Origin of the sequence: Paraburkholderia madseniana, from assembly GCF_009690905.1 — a bacterium.
GTDB classification, from domain to species: Bacteria; Pseudomonadota; Gammaproteobacteria; order Burkholderiales; family Burkholderiaceae; genus Paraburkholderia; species Paraburkholderia madseniana.
Genome location: NZ_VOSW01000018.1, coordinates 68050 through 86739, shown reverse-complemented (window position 1 = coordinate 86739; position 18690 = coordinate 68050). Strand labels below are relative to the sequence as shown.

15 protein-coding genes are annotated in these 18690 nt (G+C 64.5%); all 15 read left to right on the top strand.

The annotated features are described in order from the left end of the window. Window positions 1-58: 58 nt before the first annotated feature. Window positions 59-2389, top strand: a complete 2331-nt coding sequence (cheA, locus tag FSO04_RS11855; RefSeq protein WP_154559866.1) for a chemotaxis protein CheA — start codon at window positions 59-61, stop codon at window positions 2387-2389. A 51-nt stretch (window positions 2390-2440) separates the two neighbouring features. Continuing rightward, a complete protein-coding gene (cheW, locus tag FSO04_RS11850; protein WP_097390704.1) occupies window positions 2441-2977 on the top strand; it encodes a chemotaxis protein CheW in 537 nt (178 codons plus the stop codon). 49 nt (window positions 2978-3026) lie between these two features. Then, window positions 3027-4913 (top strand): methyl-accepting chemotaxis protein, encoded by a 1887-nt coding sequence (locus FSO04_RS11845; RefSeq protein WP_154559864.1) that lies wholly within the window; start codon window positions 3027-3029, stop codon window positions 4911-4913. 204 nt (window positions 4914-5117) lie between these two features. Then, a complete protein-coding gene (locus FSO04_RS11840; protein ID WP_171927657.1) occupies window positions 5118-6059 on the top strand; it encodes a CheR family methyltransferase in 942 nt (313 codons plus the stop codon). Then, window positions 6056-6826 carry a chemoreceptor glutamine deamidase CheD gene (gene cheD, locus FSO04_RS11835; protein ID WP_154559862.1) on the top strand — a complete coding sequence of 257 codons (771 nt, stop codon included), beginning with the start codon at window positions 6056-6058 and terminating at the stop codon, window positions 6824-6826. The genes FSO04_RS11840 and cheD overlap by 4 nt, the downstream gene beginning before the upstream one ends. Before the next feature lie 5 nt (window positions 6827-6831). After that, window positions 6832-7920 carry a protein-glutamate methylesterase/protein-glutamine glutaminase gene (locus FSO04_RS11830; protein ID WP_168435652.1) on the top strand — a complete coding sequence of 363 codons (1089 nt, stop codon included), beginning with the start codon at window positions 6832-6834 and terminating at the stop codon, window positions 7918-7920. Window positions 7921-8037: 117 nt separating this feature from the next. Continuing rightward, on the top strand, window positions 8038-8433 hold the full coding sequence (cheY, locus tag FSO04_RS11825; RefSeq protein WP_093640812.1) for a chemotaxis response regulator CheY: 396 nt from the start codon (window positions 8038-8040) through the stop codon (window positions 8431-8433). Window position 8434: 1 nt separating this feature from the next. Beyond that, on the top strand, window positions 8435-9145 hold the full coding sequence (gene cheZ / locus FSO04_RS11820; protein ID WP_168435651.1) for a protein phosphatase CheZ: 711 nt from the start codon (window positions 8435-8437) through the stop codon (window positions 9143-9145). A 279-nt stretch (window positions 9146-9424) separates the two neighbouring features. Further along, on the top strand, window positions 9425-9970 hold the full coding sequence (locus tag FSO04_RS11815) for a DUF2844 domain-containing protein (RefSeq protein WP_154559861.1): 546 nt from the start codon (window positions 9425-9427) through the stop codon (window positions 9968-9970). A gap of 15 nt (window positions 9971-9985) precedes the next feature. Continuing rightward, window positions 9986-11275, top strand: coding sequence for a DUF3443 domain-containing protein (locus FSO04_RS11810; protein WP_154559860.1), 1290 nt, complete (start codon window positions 9986-9988; stop codon window positions 11273-11275). Between the two features lie 207 nt (window positions 11276-11482). Further along, window positions 11483-12706, top strand: a complete 1224-nt coding sequence (flhB, locus tag FSO04_RS11805) for a flagellar biosynthesis protein FlhB (RefSeq protein WP_168435650.1) — start codon at window positions 11483-11485, stop codon at window positions 12704-12706. Further along, on the top strand, window positions 12703-14805 hold the full coding sequence (gene flhA, locus FSO04_RS11800) for a flagellar biosynthesis protein FlhA (RefSeq protein ID WP_154559859.1): 2103 nt from the start codon (window positions 12703-12705) through the stop codon (window positions 14803-14805). Before flhB ends, flhA begins: the two co-directional genes overlap by 4 nt. A gap of 350 nt (window positions 14806-15155) precedes the next feature. Beyond that, window positions 15156-17060: a flagellar biosynthesis GTPase FlhF gene (gene flhF, locus FSO04_RS11795; RefSeq protein ID WP_154559858.1), complete on the top strand. Its 1905-nt coding sequence runs from the start codon at window positions 15156-15158 to the stop codon at window positions 17058-17060. Beyond that, window positions 17053-17922 (top strand): nucleotide-binding protein, encoded by an 870-nt coding sequence (locus tag FSO04_RS11790; protein ID WP_097390693.1) that lies wholly within the window; start codon window positions 17053-17055, stop codon window positions 17920-17922. The genes flhF and FSO04_RS11790 overlap by 8 nt, the downstream gene beginning before the upstream one ends. 28 nt (window positions 17923-17950) lie before the next feature. Continuing rightward, the gene (locus FSO04_RS11785; RefSeq protein WP_054038479.1) at window positions 17951-18685 is read left to right on the top strand and encodes an RNA polymerase sigma factor FliA; all 735 of its coding nucleotides are present in this window, start codon (window positions 17951-17953) and stop codon (window positions 18683-18685) included. Window positions 18686-18690 lie beyond the last annotated feature (5 nt).

Sequence of the window (18690 nt, the reverse complement as noted above, 5' to 3'; positions counted from 1 at the left end):
CTCGACGCGGCGGCACGACAGCCCAAGCGTAGACAGGAACTCTCGCGGTGACCCAGGCATGACACTCGACATCACTCAGTTCTATCAGACCTTCTTCGACGAAGCGGACGAACTGCTCGCGCAGATGGAGCAGTTGCTGCTCAATCTGGATATCGCGCACCCGGACCCCGAAGACCTCGCGGCGATTTTCCGCGCGGCGCATTCGATCAAGGGGGGCGCGGCGACGTTCGGTTTTACCGCACTGACGGAAACCACCCACATTCTCGAATCGCTGCTCGACCGCGCGCGCAATAACGAACTCGTGCTGCGCAAGGACATGATCGACACGTTCCTCGAAACCAAGGACGTGTTGTCGGGCCAGCTCGCCGACTACCGTGCGAGCGCCGAGCCGGATACGGCTGTGGCCAAGGCGATCTGCGCGAAGCTCGAACAGTTGCATGCGGAAAGCCGCCTGGGCGCCGAAGCGGCCGCGGCACCGGCAGCGGCCGTACCGGTGGCAGCCGTAGCATCAGTAGAAGCACAAACAGCAGGACAAGGCGGGACCCCGCCCGAGCACGTCGTCGAACAGGCGGTGCAGGCGGCGGGTGAATGGACTGACGGCGAACCGGCACAGACCGGACAAGCCGCGGGTACCGGTGATGCAGCCGGCCCCCATCTGAAAATTACGCTACGGGGCGTAGGTGAGAAGGACCAGGAACTGCTGTCCGAAGAGCTCGGCAACCTGGGCAACATCGTCGGGCAGGTCAAGAGCGGCGGCGATCTGACGCTGTGGCTCCAGACCGATGTGACCTCCGACGACATCATCGCCGTGTGCTGTTTCGTGATCGACGAAAGTCAGATCTCGATCGGCCGCGGCGCCGCACCGGCGGACGAGACGCAGCAAGGCGAACCTGGAACGCCCGACGCTGCCGATTCGACCCCGGCGCAAGCAGCACAGACGGCACCAGCACACCAGGCGGAGCAGGCAGCATCGTCGGCACCGGCGGCCCACACCGCTGCGCCCGCTCAAGCCGCCTCCACGCACGGACTATCCGACGCGCCGGCGTCGCCAGCGACTACGCCGGCGCCCGCCGCGGCTGCACCCGCAGCAGCGAGCAGCGCACCGGCGGCAGGCGTGGCAACAGGTGTGGCAGCAACCACGACGGCGACCGCCGAACAGGATCGCAAGGCAGCGCGGCCGGCCGCGGCGGCAGGCGGCGCGGAAGGCAGCTCGATTCGCGTCGGCGTCGAAAAGGTCGATCAACTAATCAACCTGGTCGGCGAACTGGTGATCACGCAGGCGATGTTGGCCGAGACCACCAGCACGTTCGATCCGGCGCTGCACGACCGGCTCTTCAACGGCATGGCGCAACTCGAGCGCAACGCGCGCGATCTGCAGGAAGCGGTGATGTCGATCCGCATGATGCCGATGGATTACGTGTTCAGCCGCTTCCCGCGTCTGGTGCGCGATCTGGCGGCGAAACTCGGCAAGGAAGTGGAACTCGTCACCTTCGGTCAGGCGACCGAACTCGACAAGAGCCTCATTGAACGGATTATCGATCCGTTGACTCACCTCGTGCGCAACAGTCTCGACCACGGTATCGAAACCGTGGAAGCGCGGCGTGCGGCGGGCAAGGATTCGACCGGCCAGTTGGTGTTGTCGGCGGCACACCATGGCGGCAACATCGTCATCGAAGTGAGCGACGACGGCGCCGGTCTGCGCCGCGACAAGATTCTCGCGAAGGCCGCGAAGCAGGGCATGCAGGTCAGCGAAACGATGTCCGACGAAGAAGTCTGGAACCTGATTTTCCTGCCGGGCTTCTCGACGGCGGAGCAGGTCACGGACGTCTCCGGCCGCGGTGTCGGCATGGACGTGGTGAAGCGCAACATCCAGTCGATGGGTGGTCACGTGGAAATCACCTCGCATGCGGGCAAGGGCAGCACCACGCGCATCGTCCTGCCGCTCACGCTGGCGATTCTCGACGGCATGTCGGTCAAGGTCGGCAACGAGATCTTCATTCTGCCGCTGAACTTCGTGATGGAGTCGCTGCAACCGCGTGCCGAGGACATCTACACGGTGGCCAACGGCGAACGCGTGGTGCGCGTGCGCGGCGAATATCTGCCGCTCGTCGCGTTGCATGAAGTATTCACCGTCGACGACGCCAAGCAGGAACCGACGCAAGGCATCGTCACCATCATGCAAACCGAAGGGCGCCGCTTTGCGATGCTGATCGACGAGCTGGTGGGGCAGCAGCAGGTGGTCGTGAAGAATCTGGAAACGAATTACCGCAAGGTGCACGGCATTTCCGCCGCAACCATTCTCGGCGACGGCAGTGTCGCGCTGATCGTGGACGTGGCGGCGCTGAATCGCGAAACGCGCCATGCGCACGGCGCGATGAGCCTCGCATGACATTCGCAACACTCACTCAACTTATTTCATCCCAACCGTTTGGGGGCTAACGTGGCAGAAGTCCAATCCATCAATTCGAGCGTCGCGAACGCGAGCGGTACGAATGGCCGCCGCGACTCGCAGCAGGCGGACGCCGGCGGTCAGGAATTCCTCGTCTTCACGCTCGGCGCCGAAGAGTACGGCATCGACATTCTCAAGGTGCAGGAAATCCGCGGCTACGACAACGTGACGCGGATCGCCAATGCGCCTGAGTTCATCAAAGGCGTGATCAATCTGCGCGGCATCATCGTGCCGATCGTGGACATGCGCATCAAGTTTCATCTGGGCCGCGTCGAGTACGACCACCAGACCGTCGTGATCATCCTGAATGTCGCGCATCGCGTGGTCGGGATGGTGGTGGACGGTGTGTCGGACGTGCTGACGCTCGCCACCGACCAGATCATGCCGGCGCCGGAATTCGGCGCGACGCTGACGACCGAGTATCTGACGGGTCTGGGCACCGTCGACGGCCGCATGCTGATTCTGATGGACATCGAGAAGTTGATGACCAGCCGCGAAATGGCGCTGATCGAAACGCTGAGCGCGTAAGCATCACTACGCGCCAGTACGAAAGACAGATCGAACAGGGAGCATCAAGATGCTGAGCAGGTGGTCGATTCGCACATCGTTGACGATGGTGGGGATCATTCTGGTTGCGCTGACCGTCGTGGTCGGCGCGCTTGGTCTGACCGCGCTGAACAGCGCGAGCCAGTCGCTCGACCGTATCGCGCGCGGCGATCTGGTCGCCATTCACGCGCTCGACGATGCGTCGGCGTACCTGTTGCGTTCGCGCGTGACGCTGGACCGCGTCACCGCGTTGAGCACCGCTGGCGACACCGAGCAGGCGAAGACGGCGCTTGATCGTGCGCAAGTGCTGCTCGCCAAGTCAAGCGAAAACTGGCAGCTGTTTCTCAACGCACCGAAGAACGGCGTTGACCAGACGCTGCTCGACGATCTGACGGCGCGCCGCACGACTCTGACGCGAGACGGCGTCGATCCGGAGTTCGCCGCGCTGCGGGCGAACGATCCAGCGGCCTATCACGCGATCGCCGATACCAAGATTCCCCCGATGTTCCTTGCGTACGACAACGTTGCGTCCAATGTGATCAAGGCGATGCAGCAGCATGCGGTGGATCAGCAGTCGAGCGCGCAATCGAACATTTCGCTGATGACCACGCTGATCATCGGCGTCACCGTGATCGCGCTGCTGCTGGTGGTGGGCATCCGCCTTGCGCTGCGCGGCCTGATCGTGCAGCCGCTGAACGATGCGACGGCGTGCTTCGAACGGATCGCCTCGGGCGATCTGTCCGAGCAGATCAACGTGTTCAGCCGTAACGAAATCGGCCGCCTGTTCGCCGGCATCAAGCGCATGCAGGAAAGCATGGCGACGATGGTGACGGCGGTTCACAGCAGCACCGAATCGATCGACACCGGCGCGCGTGAAATCGCGATGGGCAACACCGATCTGTCGCAACGCACCGAGCAGCAGGCCGCGTCGCTTCAGGAAACCGCTTCGAGCATGGAGCAACTGACCGGCACCGTGCGCCAGAACGCCGAGAACGCGCGCCAGGCGAGCCAGTTGGCTGTCAATGCGTCGGATATCGCGACGCGCGGCGGCGACGTGGTGAGCCAGGTCGTCACGACCATGCAGGACATCGCGACCAGTTCGAACAAGGTCGTCGACATCATCGGCGTGATCGAAGGCATTGCCTTCCAGACCAACATTCTCGCGCTGAACGCGGCGGTCGAAGCCGCGCGGGCCGGCGAGCAGGGCCGCGGTTTCGCGGTGGTCGCGGGCGAAGTGCGCAGCCTCGCGCAGCGCAGCGCCAGCGCCGCGAAGGAAATCAAGGAACTGATCGGCGACTCTGTCGACAAGGTGCAAAGCGGCTCAGCCCTGGTGGGCCGCGCGGGCACCACGATGGACGAGATCGTGCAGGCGGTGCGCCGCGTGACCGACATCATGGGCGAAATCAGCGCGGCTTCCGAAGAGCAGTCGGGCGGCATCGAACAGGTGAATCGCGCAGTCGTGCAGATGGACGAAGTGACGCAGCAGAACGCCGCGCTGGTCGAACAGGCCGCGGCTGCGGCGGCGTCGCTCGAAGACCAGACGCGTCAGTTGCAAGCGGTGGTGAGCGGCTGGAAAGTAGCCGGCGGCCAGACGCGCAGCGTCGCCACTGCAGCGCGTCCGCAAGCGGCGGCACGTTCGAACGGCGGCAAGAGCGGCAGCCAGCGCGTGCAGCCCGCAAAAGCCGCGCCGCAAGCGACCGCACACGCCGCAGCGCATCCGGCAGCAGGCAAGGCGGCCGGTGCGGCAAGCTCGGCAGCGCATGCAACACCGGCTTCGGCCACCCAGGGTGCCGACACCGCGCGTGTGGAACCGGCTCTCAAACCGAAGACGGCCCGCGCCGCATCCGACTCCGCAGCGCGTCCGGCCGCAGCAGGCGCCGCGTCGGCAGGATCGGACGCGGACTGGCAAACGTTCTAGGAAGTGGCACAAAGACATGCGGTCATTCGGCATCTCGCTCCGTGAGGGGCGAATCATCGAAGCACGCTTAAGAGGCGTGTCGCGGGCCGACCGCGTGTTGGCAGAACTCGCGGGCGGGCGCGACCCCGCGAACACAACCCCTTTCGCCAGAAGCAATGCAGTTGGCGAAAAGCGGGATGGCTCGTATTGCAGGCAGGAACTTTCATAATGGCAACGCGCGCACAGCAATCTTCGCAACCGGCTAGATCCGGCGAGCAAGGACGGGATTTCGAATTCACGTCGGCGGATTTCGCTCGCATTCGCGATCTGATTCATCGCAGCGCGGGCATTTCGTTGTCGGATCACAAGCGCGATATGGCGTACAGCCGTCTGGCGCGCCGGCTGCGTGCCCGTGGCCTCGAGAGCTTCAAACAGTACCTCGATCTGCTCGAAGCGGAAAACGATCCGGCAGAGTGGGAAGCGTTCACCAATGCGCTGACCACCAACCTGACCGCGTTCTTCCGCGAAGCCCATCACTTTCCGATCCTGGCCGAGTTCGTGCCGCGTCGCGCGCAGCCGGTGTCGGTCTGGTGCTCGGCGGCCTCGACCGGTGAGGAACCGTATTCGATCGCGATGACGCTGATCGAAGCGCTCGGCGACAGCGGCGCACGTCAGGCCAGCGTGCTCGCCACCGACATCGACACGCAAGTGCTGGCGAAAGCCGAAGCCGGCATGTATCAGTTCGACCAGGTGAAGCACCTGTCGCCCGAGCGGCTCAAGCGCTTCTTCCTGAAAGGCACCGGCGCGCACGCCGGCATGGTCAAGGTGCGCCCGGAAGTGCGCGCGATGGTGCGCTTCGAACAACTGAATCTGACCGACCGCGATTACCAGTTGCGCTCGCAGTTCGACGCGATCTTCTGCCGCAACGTGATGATCTATTTCGACAAGCCGACGCAGGCGCAGGTGCTCGGGCGCTTCGAGCCGCTGATGAAATCGGGTGGTTTGCTGTTCGCCGGCCACTCGGAAAACTTCACCTATGTGACGCAGGCGTTCAAGCTGCGCGGTCAGACCGTCTATGAACTGACGCGCGACACAGGCGCCGCACGCACGCCGGCACGCGCCACGAGCCATGCCGGCAGTGCAACGGCGAGCGGGGTGGCCGCATGAGCAGCAGCCTGCCGATCGCCTCCAATCTGTACTTCGACAACCACTTCCAGCGCCCCGGCGTGAAGCTGTTGCCGAACGAGTTTTACACGACGAGCGAAGATATGGTGCTCGTCACCGTGCTCGGTTCGTGTGTCGCGGCCTGCATTCAGGACCGCACGGCCGGCATTGGCGGCATGAATCACTTCATGCTGCCCGACGACGGCGCCGACGCCGGCCAGCCCGCGTCGGATTCGATGCGCTATGGCGCGTACGCCATGGAAGTGCTGATCAACGAGCTGATCAAGGCCGGTGGCCGGCGCGAGCGATTCGAAGCCAAGGTGTTCGGCGGCGGCGCGGTGCTGGCCGGCATGACGACGATGAACATCGGCGATCGCAATTCGGAATTCGTGCGCCGCTATCTGGCGCTCGAAAAGATCCGCATCGTCGCTGAGGATTTGCAGGGCAATCATCCGCGCAAGGTCGCTTTCATGCCGCGCACTGGCCAGGTGATGGTGAAGAAGTTGCGCCTGCAGCAGGAAGCGGGCGTGGCCGAGCGCGAACAGGCGCTGATGCGGCAAAGTGCCGAAGCGCGTACCGAGCGGCTCGCGGCGGCACGCAAACGGGTCGAGTTGTTCTCGACGCCGGCCGCCACGCGGCCCAAGGTCGAACTGTTCGGCGCGGCGGGCGGCGGTGCGGGCGCAGGTGCTACGAAGCCGCGCATCGAACTGTTCGGCGCAAGCCCGCGCCCGATTAACTCAAACAACGCCAGAACTACAGAGGAGGCGTGAGCGCTGTGCAAAAGATCAAAGTACTGTGCGTCGACGATTCGGCGCTGATCCGCAGCCTGATGACGGAAATCATCAACGGCCAGCCGGACATGACCGTCGTGGCGACCGCGCCCGACCCGCTGGTCGCGCGCGATCTCATCAAGCAGCACAATCCGGACGTGCTGACACTCGACGTCGAAATGCCGCGCATGGACGGTCTGGACTTCCTCGAGAAGCTGATGCGCCTGCGGCCGATGCCGGTCGTGATGGTGTCGTCGCTGACCGAGCGTGGCAATGAAATCACGCTGCGCGCGCTGGAACTGGGGGCGGTCGACTTCGTCACCAAGCCGAAGGTTGGCATTCGCGACGGCATGCTCGACTACTCGGAAAAGCTCGCCGACAAGATTCGCGCCGCGGCCCGTGCACGGGTGCGCCAGGCCGCGCCGGTGCAGCACGCGGCCGCGCATGCGGCGCATGCGCCCGCTGCCGCCGCGCCGCTCTTCAACAATCCGCTGCTCAGTACCGAGAAGCTGATTATTGTCGGCGCGTCGACGGGCGGCACCGAAGCGATCCGCGAAGTGCTGGTTCCGCTGCCGCCGGATGCGCCTGCCGTGCTGATCGCGCAGCATATGCCGCCGGGTTTCACAAAATCTTTTGCGCAACGCCTTAATGGTTTGTGCCGGATTACCGTTAAAGAGGCAGAGCACGGCGAACGCGTGCTGCCGGGACATGCGTATATCGCGCCCGGCCACGCTCACCTGTTGCTGGCCCGCAGCGGCGCGAACTATATTGCGCATCTGTCGGACGAGCCGCCGGTGAACCGGCACCGTCCGTCGGTGGACGTGCTGTTCCGTTCGGCTGCACAGCACGCGGGCAAGAATGCGGTAGGCGTGATCCTGACCGGAATGGGGCGCGATGGCGCCGCCGGACTACTGGACATGAAAAAAGCAGGGGCGTATACCCTTGCACAGGACGAGGCGAGCTGTATCGTATTCGGCATGCCGCGCGAAGCCATTGCGCTCGGCGCCGCGGACGAAATTGCATCGCTGCCGGAAATGAGCCGACGCGTGATGGCGCGTCTGTCGTCAATGGGCGACCGCGTGCAGCGGGTATGATGCGCGGGCCTGACGGCGAGCGCCAGGCATGGGACCGGAACACGTAACTCCGGTCGACGCGAATCGGAATGAACTGGCGGTCATGCGCCGCATCATGGATCAAGCAAAGGGAATGAAATGGATAAGGGAATGAAGATTCTGGTGGTTGACGACTTTCCGACGATGCGCCGGATTGTTCGCAACCTGCTCAAAGAGCTCGGCTACTCGAACGTCGACGAGGCGGAAGACGGGCAGGCCGGCCTCGCGCGTTTGCGCAGCGGGGCGTATGACTTCGTGATCTCCGACTGGAACATGCCGAACCTGGACGGTCTGGCCATGCTCAAGGAAATCCGCGCCGACGCCCACCTGACGCATCTGCCGGTGCTGATGGTGACGGCCGAGTCGAAGAAGGAAAACATCATCGCGGCGGCTCAGGCCGGCGCGAGCGGTTATGTCGTCAAGCCGTTCACGGCCGCGACGCTCGACGAGAAGCTCAACAAGATTCTCGAGAAGATGGCGAAAGCCGGGAGCTGATGTGACTCTGCCGACCAACGCGCACGGAGCCGAAGCGGCGACCGAGAGCGGCGACCTCGCGTCTGACCGCATCCTCGCCCGTATCGGACAACTGACGCGCACGCTGCGTGACTCGATGCGTGAACTCGGGATCGACAAGCATGTCGAGCGCGCTGCGGAAGCCGTGCCCGATGCTCGCGACCGTCTCAAGTACATCGCGAACATGACCGAGCAGGCCGCCGAGCGCGTGCTGTCATCGATCGATATCGCCAAGCCGATCCAGGAGCAACTGCAGAAAGATGCTGGCGAACTCGACGCGCGCTGGGAGCAGTGGTACGCGGCGCCGATCGAGCGCGAGGAAGTGCGCGCGCTGATGAACGACACGCGCACCTTTCTGCGCGGCGTGCCCGAGGCGACCACCGCGACCAACTCACAGTTGATGGAGATCATGCTGGCGCAGGACTTCCAGGATCTGACCGGGCAGGTCATCAAGAAGATCACGGATGTCGTGTACCTGATCGAGCAGCAACTGCTCGGCGTGCTGGTCGAGAACATCGCGCTCGAGCGCCGCGAGCAGTTCGCGGCGAATGCGGCGGCACTGGCGGCCGAGCCGTCGTCCACCGGCAGCCCCGAGCATCTGCTGAACGGTCCGCAGATCAATCCGGAAGGCAAGACGGACGTGGTGCAGGATCAGTCGCAGGTCGACGATCTGCTGGCGAGCCTCGGCTTCTGACCTGCCGGCCGCCCGCAAGGGCGCGAGGCAGGACCGCCGGACCGGTTATGGGTGGCGGGCCACGCTCCGGCGTGCGCCTGCTGTCTGCCGACACAAACCACAGGCATACTACGGACTCAAGCAGCGGCATGGCATTCCGGTGAGAGACAGTCACCGGACGGTGGCACGGTGAGGCAACTCCCCGGAGTGCGACCGCAGCGGTGCCGTATGATCTGCATACATGCGGCCGGTTCGCAAGAGGTGCGAGCCGAGCAGCAGCAGCTCGGGAGGAGCCTTGTCATGTGGAGTCGCGTACGCCGCGCCGGGTTCGTTATGGCGCTTGCATTACCTTGTTCGTTGTCAGCCGTGCAGTCCGCTCATGCGGGATTGGGCGGCGCCCCGATGACACCCCCTACGGATGCGTCGGTTTCTTCCCGCACCGTGCAACCCGGCACCAGTTCGGCAACGGCGGCTCAAAGCGTGATGCGTTCTGCATCGAGCGCTGCTTCTTCCACCTCGGCTTCGGCGTCCTACACCGTGCGTGAAACGACGCTCGGCAACGGCACGGTCGTGCGCGAATACCTTGCCGCGGACGGTTCGGTCTTCGGCATCGCGTGGCGTGGTCCGCAAATGCCGGATCTCAACGATCTGCTCGGCAGCTATTTCCCGCAGTACGTCGCCGGCGTAAAAGCCGTGCGCGCGGCGCGCGGAGGCGCTCGTGGCCCCGTTGCGGTCGACCAGAGCAACCTCGTGGTCCGCTCCGGCGGCCACATGGGCGGGTTCAACGGTCAGGCCTGGTTGCCGCCGGCGCTGCCGGCCGGCGTCAGCGGTTCCGACATCCAGTAAGGGCGGGGACGAACGATGCGAACCATGCAAAGTCATATTGCCGGGAAGTTCAGGGGCTGGGTGCAGGCCGTCGTGGCGGTGATGTTGGTGTCGGTGGTGGCCGCCTGCGGCGGTGGCGGCGGCGACAGCTCCAGCAGCAATTCGTCGAACACGCTGAACGGCGGCTCGCTGCCGGCCAGCCCGACCCAGCAACCGATCGCCGCGAACGCGGCGAACACCGTGCCGATCACCGTCGGGCGGGGTGTAAACGGCGTCATCAATATTCCGACAGTTAGCGTGACCGTCTGTCCGCCGGGTACGACATCCAATTGTCAGGTCATCAGCAACATCCAGGTCGATACTGGTTCCTTCGGGCTGCGTCTGGTCAGCTCGGTGCTGAATACTTCATTGCTTGCTGCGTTGCCGGTCAGTACTCTGTCCGGCGGCGCGCAGCTCGCCGAGTGCGCGACCTTCGCCGACGGCTTCACATGGGGCACGGTGCGCACCGCGACCATACAGATCGGCGGCGAAACGACCGCGGCCATCCCGATACAGATCATTGGTGATTCGGCGGCTGGCGCAGTGCCCAGCGGCTGCGGCAGCGGCCCGGCGGACAACACGGCCACCGCTCTCGGCGCCAACGGCATTCTCGGCATCGGCACGGCGCTCACCGATTGCGGCGCAACCTGCGCGGACCCGACGAGGGCGCCCACCTACAGCAATTACTTCGCGTGCCCGGGCGGCACGTCCTGTACGCGCGCCACGGTGCCGCAGCCCCAGCAGGTCGCCAATCCGGTCGCCAACTTCACGGCAGACAACAACGGCGTGATCGTGCAGATGCCGCCGGTGTCGAACACCGGTGCAGCGTCGGCCACCGGCACGCTGGTGTTCGGCATCGGCACGCAGTCGAACAATGCGCTGGCGGCCACGCAGACCTTCACCACCGATACCTTCGGCAACATGAACAACAGCGTCTTTAACGGCACGACCGTGCAGGCGTTCTTCGATTCGGGGTCGAACGCGTACTTCTTCGCCGACAGCTCGCTCGCGCAGTGCGGCAGTAATTTCGCCGGGTTCTATTGCCCGTCGTCCGCGCAAACCCGGTCGATTACGCTGGGCGGCCTGAGCAGCACGAGAGCGAGCGCCAACATCGGCATCCTGAGTGCGTCGACGCTGTTCGGCAACACCAGCAACTTTGCGTTCAACGATCTGGCCGGGCAGATCGGCGGCAGCAGCAGCTTCGATCTCGGTTTGCCGTTCTTTTATGGCCGCTACATGTACTACGGCTTCGCGACCGGCGGTCAGGCGCCTTACGTCGGCTTCTGAGGCGCTGACACACGCGTAAGAACCAGCCGGACACCCGCGCGCATCAACGCGGGTGTCCGTTGGCTGTAGCCGGGGCTTGCCGGCCGCTCCATCCCTCGAAATACCCCCCTTTCTCCGCCCTTATCCGCCGATCGTCGCTTGCGTCGAGCGGGAATAATCGCTCTCACTGGAAAGAGGCGTCGTGCCTCGGCCGACTGGAGAGCATTTGTGGCAGAGGATAGCGACCTCGAAAAAACCGAATCAGCCACTCCCCGGCGCCTGCAAAAGGCGCGCGAGGAAGGGCAGATCGTGCGTTCGCGGGAGCTGTCGACGTTTGCGCTGCTGGCAGCGGGATTCTTCGGCGTATGGGGCATGTCCGACAGCATCGGCGAGCATTTGCAGGGCATGCTGCGCTCGTCCTTCACGTTCGACCACGCCACCGTGTTCGAAACCCGCCGCATGCTGATCGGCGCGGGCGCCGCGGGCCGCGAAGGCCTGTACGCGCTGCTGCCGGTTCTGGCCTTCACCGGCGTCGCCGCCCTGCTCGCGCCGATGGCGCTGGGCGGCTGGCAGTTGTCTTCGAAAGGCCTCGAGCCCAAGTTCAACCGGCTCAATCCGATCGAAGGGCTCGGCAAGATATTCTCGATCAATGGACCGGTTCAGCTCGGCCTGTCGCTCGCGAAGACGCTGGTGGTAGGCGTCATCGGTGGCTCGGCGATCTGGAATCGCCGCGAAGAAATTCTCGCGCTGGCAACCCAGCCGCTGCACCTGGCGCTCGCCAACACCGTGCATCTGATCGCGGTGTGCTGCGGCATGACGGTCGCGGGCATGTTCGTCGTGGCTGCGTTGGATGTGCCGTATCAACTCTGGCAGTTCCACAAGAAATTGCGCATGACGAAGGAAGAAGTGAAGCGCGAACACCGCGAAAGCGAAGGCGATCCGCATGTGAAAGGCCGGATTCGCCAGCAACAGCGCGCCATTGCCCGCCGCCGCATGATGACCCAGGTGCCCAAGGCCGACGTGGTGGTGACCAACCCGACGCACTTCGCGGTCGCGCTGCAGTACACCGACGGCGAGATGCGCGCGCCGAAGGTGGTCGCCAAGGGCGTGAACCTGGTGGCCGCGCGGATTCGCGAAATCGCCGCCGAAAACAACGTGCCGCTGCTGGAAGCGCCGCCGCTCGCGCGTGCGCTGTATCACAACGTCGAACTGAACCGTGAGATTCCCGGCCCGCTGTATGGCGCGGTCGCCGAGGTGCTTGCATGGGTGTATCAGTTGCGGCGTTTCAACACCGAAGGCGGCGTCGCGCCGGTCGCCCCGACCGAGTTCGACGTGCCGGCGGACCTCGACAAGGGCGGTGTGCCGGACGATGAAGCCGAGCAGGAAGCCGCCGACGTGCTTAATTCTGCCGATAAGCCAGATAACAACGACGCTTCAGGAGCCTCCGCATGAACGCTCGCGCCGGATTCCTGTCCCGACGGCCGGATGCCTTGAGCGGCACCAATTTGCGCGCCCTCGCCGGGCCGGTGCTGATCTGCATGATCCTCGGCATGATGATTCTGCCGTTGCCGCCGTTTCTGCTGGATCTGCTGTTCACCTTCAATATCGCGCTTTCCGTGATGGTGCTGCTCGTCAGCATGTACACGATGAAGCCGCTCGACTTCGCCGCTTTCCCAAGCGTGCTGCTGTTCTCGACCCTGCTGCGCCTGTCGCTGAACGTGGCGTCCACGCGGATCGTGCTGCTCGAAGGCCATACCGGCCCGGATGCGGCGGGCCAGGTGATCGAGTCGTTCGGCCACTTCCTCGTGGGCGGCAACTTCGCGGTCGGTATCGTCGTGTTTGTCATTTTGATGGTCATCAACTTCATGGTGATCACCAAGGGCGCGGGGCGGATCGCGGAAGTGTCCGCGCGCTTCACGCTCGATGCGATGCCCGGCAAGCAGATGGCGATCGACGCCGACCTGAACGCCGGCCTCATCAACGAAGATCAAGCTCGCAAGCGCCGCCTGGAAGTCTCCCAGGAAGCCGAGTTCTACGGTTCGATGGACGGTGCGAGCAAGTTCGTGCGCGGCGACGCGGTCGCCGGCTTGCTGATCATGGTGATCAACATCCTGGGCGGGTTGATCGTCGGGATGGTGCAGCACGGCATGGACTTCGCGTCCGCGGGCAAGACCTACACGCTGCTGACCATCGGTGACGGCCTCGTCGCACAGATCCCGTCGCTCGTGATTTCGACGGCGGCCGGTGTGATTGTCTCGCGCGTCGCGACCAACGAGGATATCGGCACGCAGCTGACCGGCCAGCTCTTCACGAACCCGCGCGTGCTGGTGATCACGGGCTGCATTCTGGTGTTGATGGGCCTGATTCCGGGCATGCCGCACTTCGCGTTTCTGATTCTCGGGGGTGGCCTGATCCAGCTCGGCCGCACGATGAAAAAGCGCAGCGAAGCCCGCAAGAACAGCGCAACACTCGTCGACGTCGCACCGGCCACGCTCGCGCCGGTCGAGAATGCCGAAGCGAGCTGGGACGACGTGACGATGATCGACACGCTCGGTCTAGAAGTCGGCTACCGGCTGATTCCGCTCGTCGACAAGAACTCGGATGGCGAACTGCTCAAACGGATCAAGAGCATCCGCAAGAAGTTCGCGCAGGAAATCGGCTTCCTGCCGCCGGTGATCCATATCCGCGACAACCTCGAATTGCGGCCGAACGGCTACCGGATTGCGCTGAAGGGCGTCGAGGTGGGCGTCGGCGAAGCGTATCCGGGGCAATGGCTGGCGATCAACCCGGGGCAGGTGTCCGCTGCGCTGCCGGGCACGCCGACGCAAGATCCGGCGTTCGGTCTGCCGGCCATCTGGATCGATACGAATCTGCGCGAACAGGCACAGGTGTACGGCTACACGGTGGTCGATTCGAGCACGGTGGTGGCCACGCACCTGAATCACCTAGTGGTCACGCATGCGTCCGAACTGCTTGGCCGCCGCGAAGTGCAGGCGCTGCTGGAGCGGATGCAGAAGGACACGCCGTCGCTGGTCGACGATCTGGTGCCGAAGTCGCTGCCGCTCACCACGCTGCAAAAAGTGCTGCAAAACCTGCTGGAAGAAGGCGTGCCGATCCGCGACATGCGCACGATTCTCGAAGCCCTGTCCGAACACACGCCGAAGGTCACCGACGCGCACGATCTCACCGCCGCCGTGCGCCTCGCGCTGGGCCGCGCGATTACGCAGCAGTGGTTCCCGGGCGTGGGCGACATGCAGGTGATGGGCCTCGATTCGAATCTGGAGCGGGTGTTGTCGCAGGCGCTTTCCACGGGCGCCAATCCGGGCCTCGAACCGGGCCTCGCGCATACGCTGCTGAACGAAACGCAGAAGGCGATGACGCGTCAGCAGAACCTTGGGCTGTCGCCTGTGCTGCTGGTGCAGCATGCGTTGCGGCCGATGCTCGCGCGCTTCCTGCGCCGCAGCCTGCCGCAGTTGAAGGTACTGTCTTATGCCGAAGTGCCGGATACGCGCAATATCAAGGTGGTGAATCTGATCGGGGCGCATGGCTAAACCCCGTGCGGCTAAGCCTGATAGCGAGCCGCAGCCGTTCCAGACCGATGGTTTCCGCCGGCGCTCCTCGAGCGCCGGTTTTCATTCCCGCGCCTGACTTTTCGCCCTGCAAGCGGCCGGCGGAGGTCATGCTGCGTCCGCGAAAATGCCGCCGTACGCCGCCGGAGAACCTGTTTCAAACCGTCGCGCGTGTGAATTGATGTGCGTTTCCATCGCCCGAATTGCCCGCCTTTAACGGTCTTTATCCATCGATCGTCACTCGACAGGTTTCGCAATAATGATCTCAATGGGAAGCGGTATGTTGCCGGTCCGGTAGTCCTTAAGTCCGTACACCTCATCGGGGGTCCAGCTTGAACATTCGTAAATTTGTCGGTGCTACCAGTCGCGATGCTCTGCGTCTCGTGCGCGAAGCCTTGGGCCCGGATGCCGTCGTTTTGTCCAACCGCACGATGGAAGACGGCAGCGTCGAGATCGTTGCCCTGGCCGATAGCGACCTCGCCGCCATCACGCCGAAAGCGCCGCGCGGCAGCGCAGGCGCGCCGCTGGCTATGCCGATGAACGCCATGGCCGGACAACAGCCCGCGCTCGCCGCACCGCGCGCCAATCCGATGATGCAAGCGAATCCGTATGCGAGCGGCATGCCCGATGTGTTCTCGTCGGTGTTCGGCGCAAGCCCGGAAGCGGGCGCCGAGAACATGACGCCGAACGTCGTTGGCACCGTTCAAACCGCCAACGCCGCCTCAGGCTCAGCCGCGAAGTCCGCCGTCGTCCCTGCCGCGCCGAAGGCCACGCTGCCGAACGCGCCCAAAGCAGCGCTGGCCGCTGCCGCGTCGCTGCCGCAACCGATCAACACGGAGCAACCCAGCGCCCGCGCTGCTGCAACGCGTCTCACCGAAGACATCCGCGCCGATCTGCTCAAAGCCGCCGAAGCGCAAGCGCCGCGCACGATGGCTGAATCGAATCCCTGGCTGATCGACCACGCTCGCCGCATCGCCGCTGAACAGCAACAACAAGGCGCGTACAGCGCGCGCCCCGCTGCGATGACACCCGCTGCCGCCATGGCCAAGGGCCTCGGCGCTGCGGTGGAAGCGGGCCAACAGGCCTCGCAACCGGCCGCGCAGCAAGTCACCGATACGCCCGAGTGGGCCCGTGAAGGCGCGCAACTCGCCGCGCGCCGCGCCGCTCAGAAAGTGGCCGCATCGCTGCCTGCCGCCGACGACGCCCGCACGCCCGCTTCGGTCGCCGAAGCGATCAAGACGCGCATGGAGCAAGTCGTCAACGACACCGTGATGAGCGAGCTGTCGTCGATGCGCGGGATGATGGAAGAACACTTCGCCGGCCTGTTGTGGGGCGATCGCCAGCGCCGCAGCCCGGCGCGCGCGGCGCTCACCAAACACCTGTTCGCCGCCGGCTTCTCCGCGCAACTCGTGCAGATGATGGTCGACAACCTGCCCGACGACGTCGACAACATGGAAGGCGGCATGGAGTGGGTGCGTTCGGTGCTCGAATCGAACCTGCCGGTGATGGAAGACGAAGACGCGCTGATGGAGCGCGGCGGCGTGTTCGCGCTGATGGGCCCGACGGGCGTCGGCAAGACCACCACCACCGCCAAGCTCGCCGCGCGCTGCGTGATGCGCTTCGGCGCCAGCAAGGTGGCGCTCCTCACCACCGACAGCTACCGGATCGGCGGCCACGAACAACTACGCATCTTCGGCAAGATTCTCGGCGTGTCGGTTCACGCAGTGAAAGATGGCGGCGATCTGCAACTCGCGCTCTCCGAATTGCGCAACAAGCACATCGTGCTGATCGACACGATCGGCATGAGCCAGCGCGACCGCCTGGTCTCCGACCAGATCGCGATGCTGTGCCGCGCCGGCCAGCCGGTGCAGCGTCTCCTGCTGCTCAACGCGACGAGCCACGGCGATACGCTGAACGAAGTCGTGCAGGCCTATCAGCGTGCGCCGGATCAACAGCCGCTCGCCGGCTGCATTCTGACCAAGCTCGACGAAGCCACCAATCTCGGCGGCGTGCTCGATACGGTGATCCGCTACAAGCTGCCGGTGCACTACGTGTCGACCGGCCAGAAGGTGCCGGAAAACCTGTACGTCGCAACGAAGAAATTCCTGATCAAGAGTACGTTCTGCATCCCGCGCGACAACTCTCCATTCGTGCCGCACGACGACGACATTCCGGCGTTGCTGTCCGCGCTGTCGGCGCGTTCTACGGCCGAACTGCACGAGGTTCGCTTTGGATAAGTTCATGTCCGATCAGGCAGAAGGACTGCGGCGGTTGTTGGCCCGTAGCGGCTCGCGCGTGATTGCGGTGACGGGCGGCTCGGCCAGCGTCGGTTGTACGACGACGGTAGTGAACCTCGCCGCGGCGCTCGCGCAGCAAGGCAAGGACGTGCTGGTGATCGACGAGTGCCTCGGCGAGAAATCGGTGAGCGCGATGCTCGGCGGCGTGCGCGGCGCAGGCAATTTTGCGGCGGTGATGCGTGGCGAAATGACGCTCGACGACGCTGCCGCGCGCCACGCACTGGGCTTCTCCGTGCTGGCCGCCTCGCGCAACAACCGAGAAGGCCGCACGGCCGCGCAATTCGACGTGCTGCTGCGCGGTTCCGCGGACATCGTGCTGATCGATGCGCAACTCGATGAGCACGGCCACCTGTCGCCCCTCGCGATGCAGGCGCACGACCTGATGATCGTGACAAGGGTGGCCGCGCAAGCGATCACCGAGGCGTACGCGTGCATGAAGCGTCTGCACTACGCGCACGCCACCGCGCAGTTTCGCGTGCTGGTGAACCACGTGCAGAGCGTGGACGACGCGCATACCGCGTTTGTCAACCTCGCCGGCGTGGCTGGACGCTACCTGACGGTGGCGCTGGAAGACGCCGGATGCATTGCCGCCGATGTGCGAATGGCGCGAGCCCTCGAGTTGTCGCGGTGTGTCGTCGATGCGTTCCCATCGACACCGGCCGCGCGCGACTTCCGGCACCTTGCCGCCGAATTGCAGTACTGGCCGATGCGGCCAGCGATGTCGTCGCAAACGCCCTGGATGGCGCCTGCGACAGTTACAGCGGCGCAACACGCCGACCAACCGTCCGCGCAGCACGCCTGAGAGGCGGCACATGGACAAGGGGAGCACGATGTATAACGCTCAGGGAAAGATTTCCCAAGCCGAAGTTCTGACGAAGTACGCGCCTCTCGTGCGTCGCCTCGGCTTGCAGCTCGTTGCCAAGATGCCGGCAAGCGTCGATCTCGACGACCTGATCCAGGCCGGCATGATCGGACTGCTGGACGCGGCGAGCCGCTACAAGGAAGACCAGGGCGCGCAGTTCGAGACGTATGCCAGCCAGCGGATTCGCGGCGCGATGCTCGACGAGTTACGCAGCAACGACTGGTTGCCGCGCAGCTTGCGGCGCACGTCGCGCGAAGTCGAATCTGCCGTGCACAAGGTCGAACAGAATCTGGGCCGCTCGGCGAGCGAAACGGAGATCGCCGAGCATCTGCAAATGCCGCTCGACGAGTACCAGTCGATGCTCCAGGATCTGCACGGCAGCCAGTTGATCTATTACGAAGACTTCGATCGTTCCGCGGACGATGAACCGTTTCTCGACCGTTACTGCGTCGATCATTCGGACCCGCTGTCGGCGCTGCTGGACGACAGCCTGCGCTCAGCGCTGGTCGAGGCGATCGACCGCCTGCCGGAGCGCGAGAAGCTGCTGATGTCGCTGTACTACGAACGCGGCATGAACCTGCGCGAAATCGGTGCGGTGATGGAAGTCAGCGAATCGCGGGTGTGCCAGTTGCACAGCCAGGCCGTGGCGCGCTTGCGCACGCGCCTGCGCGAAATGGCCTGGGCGAACGCCGAGGCGACTTGAGCTGA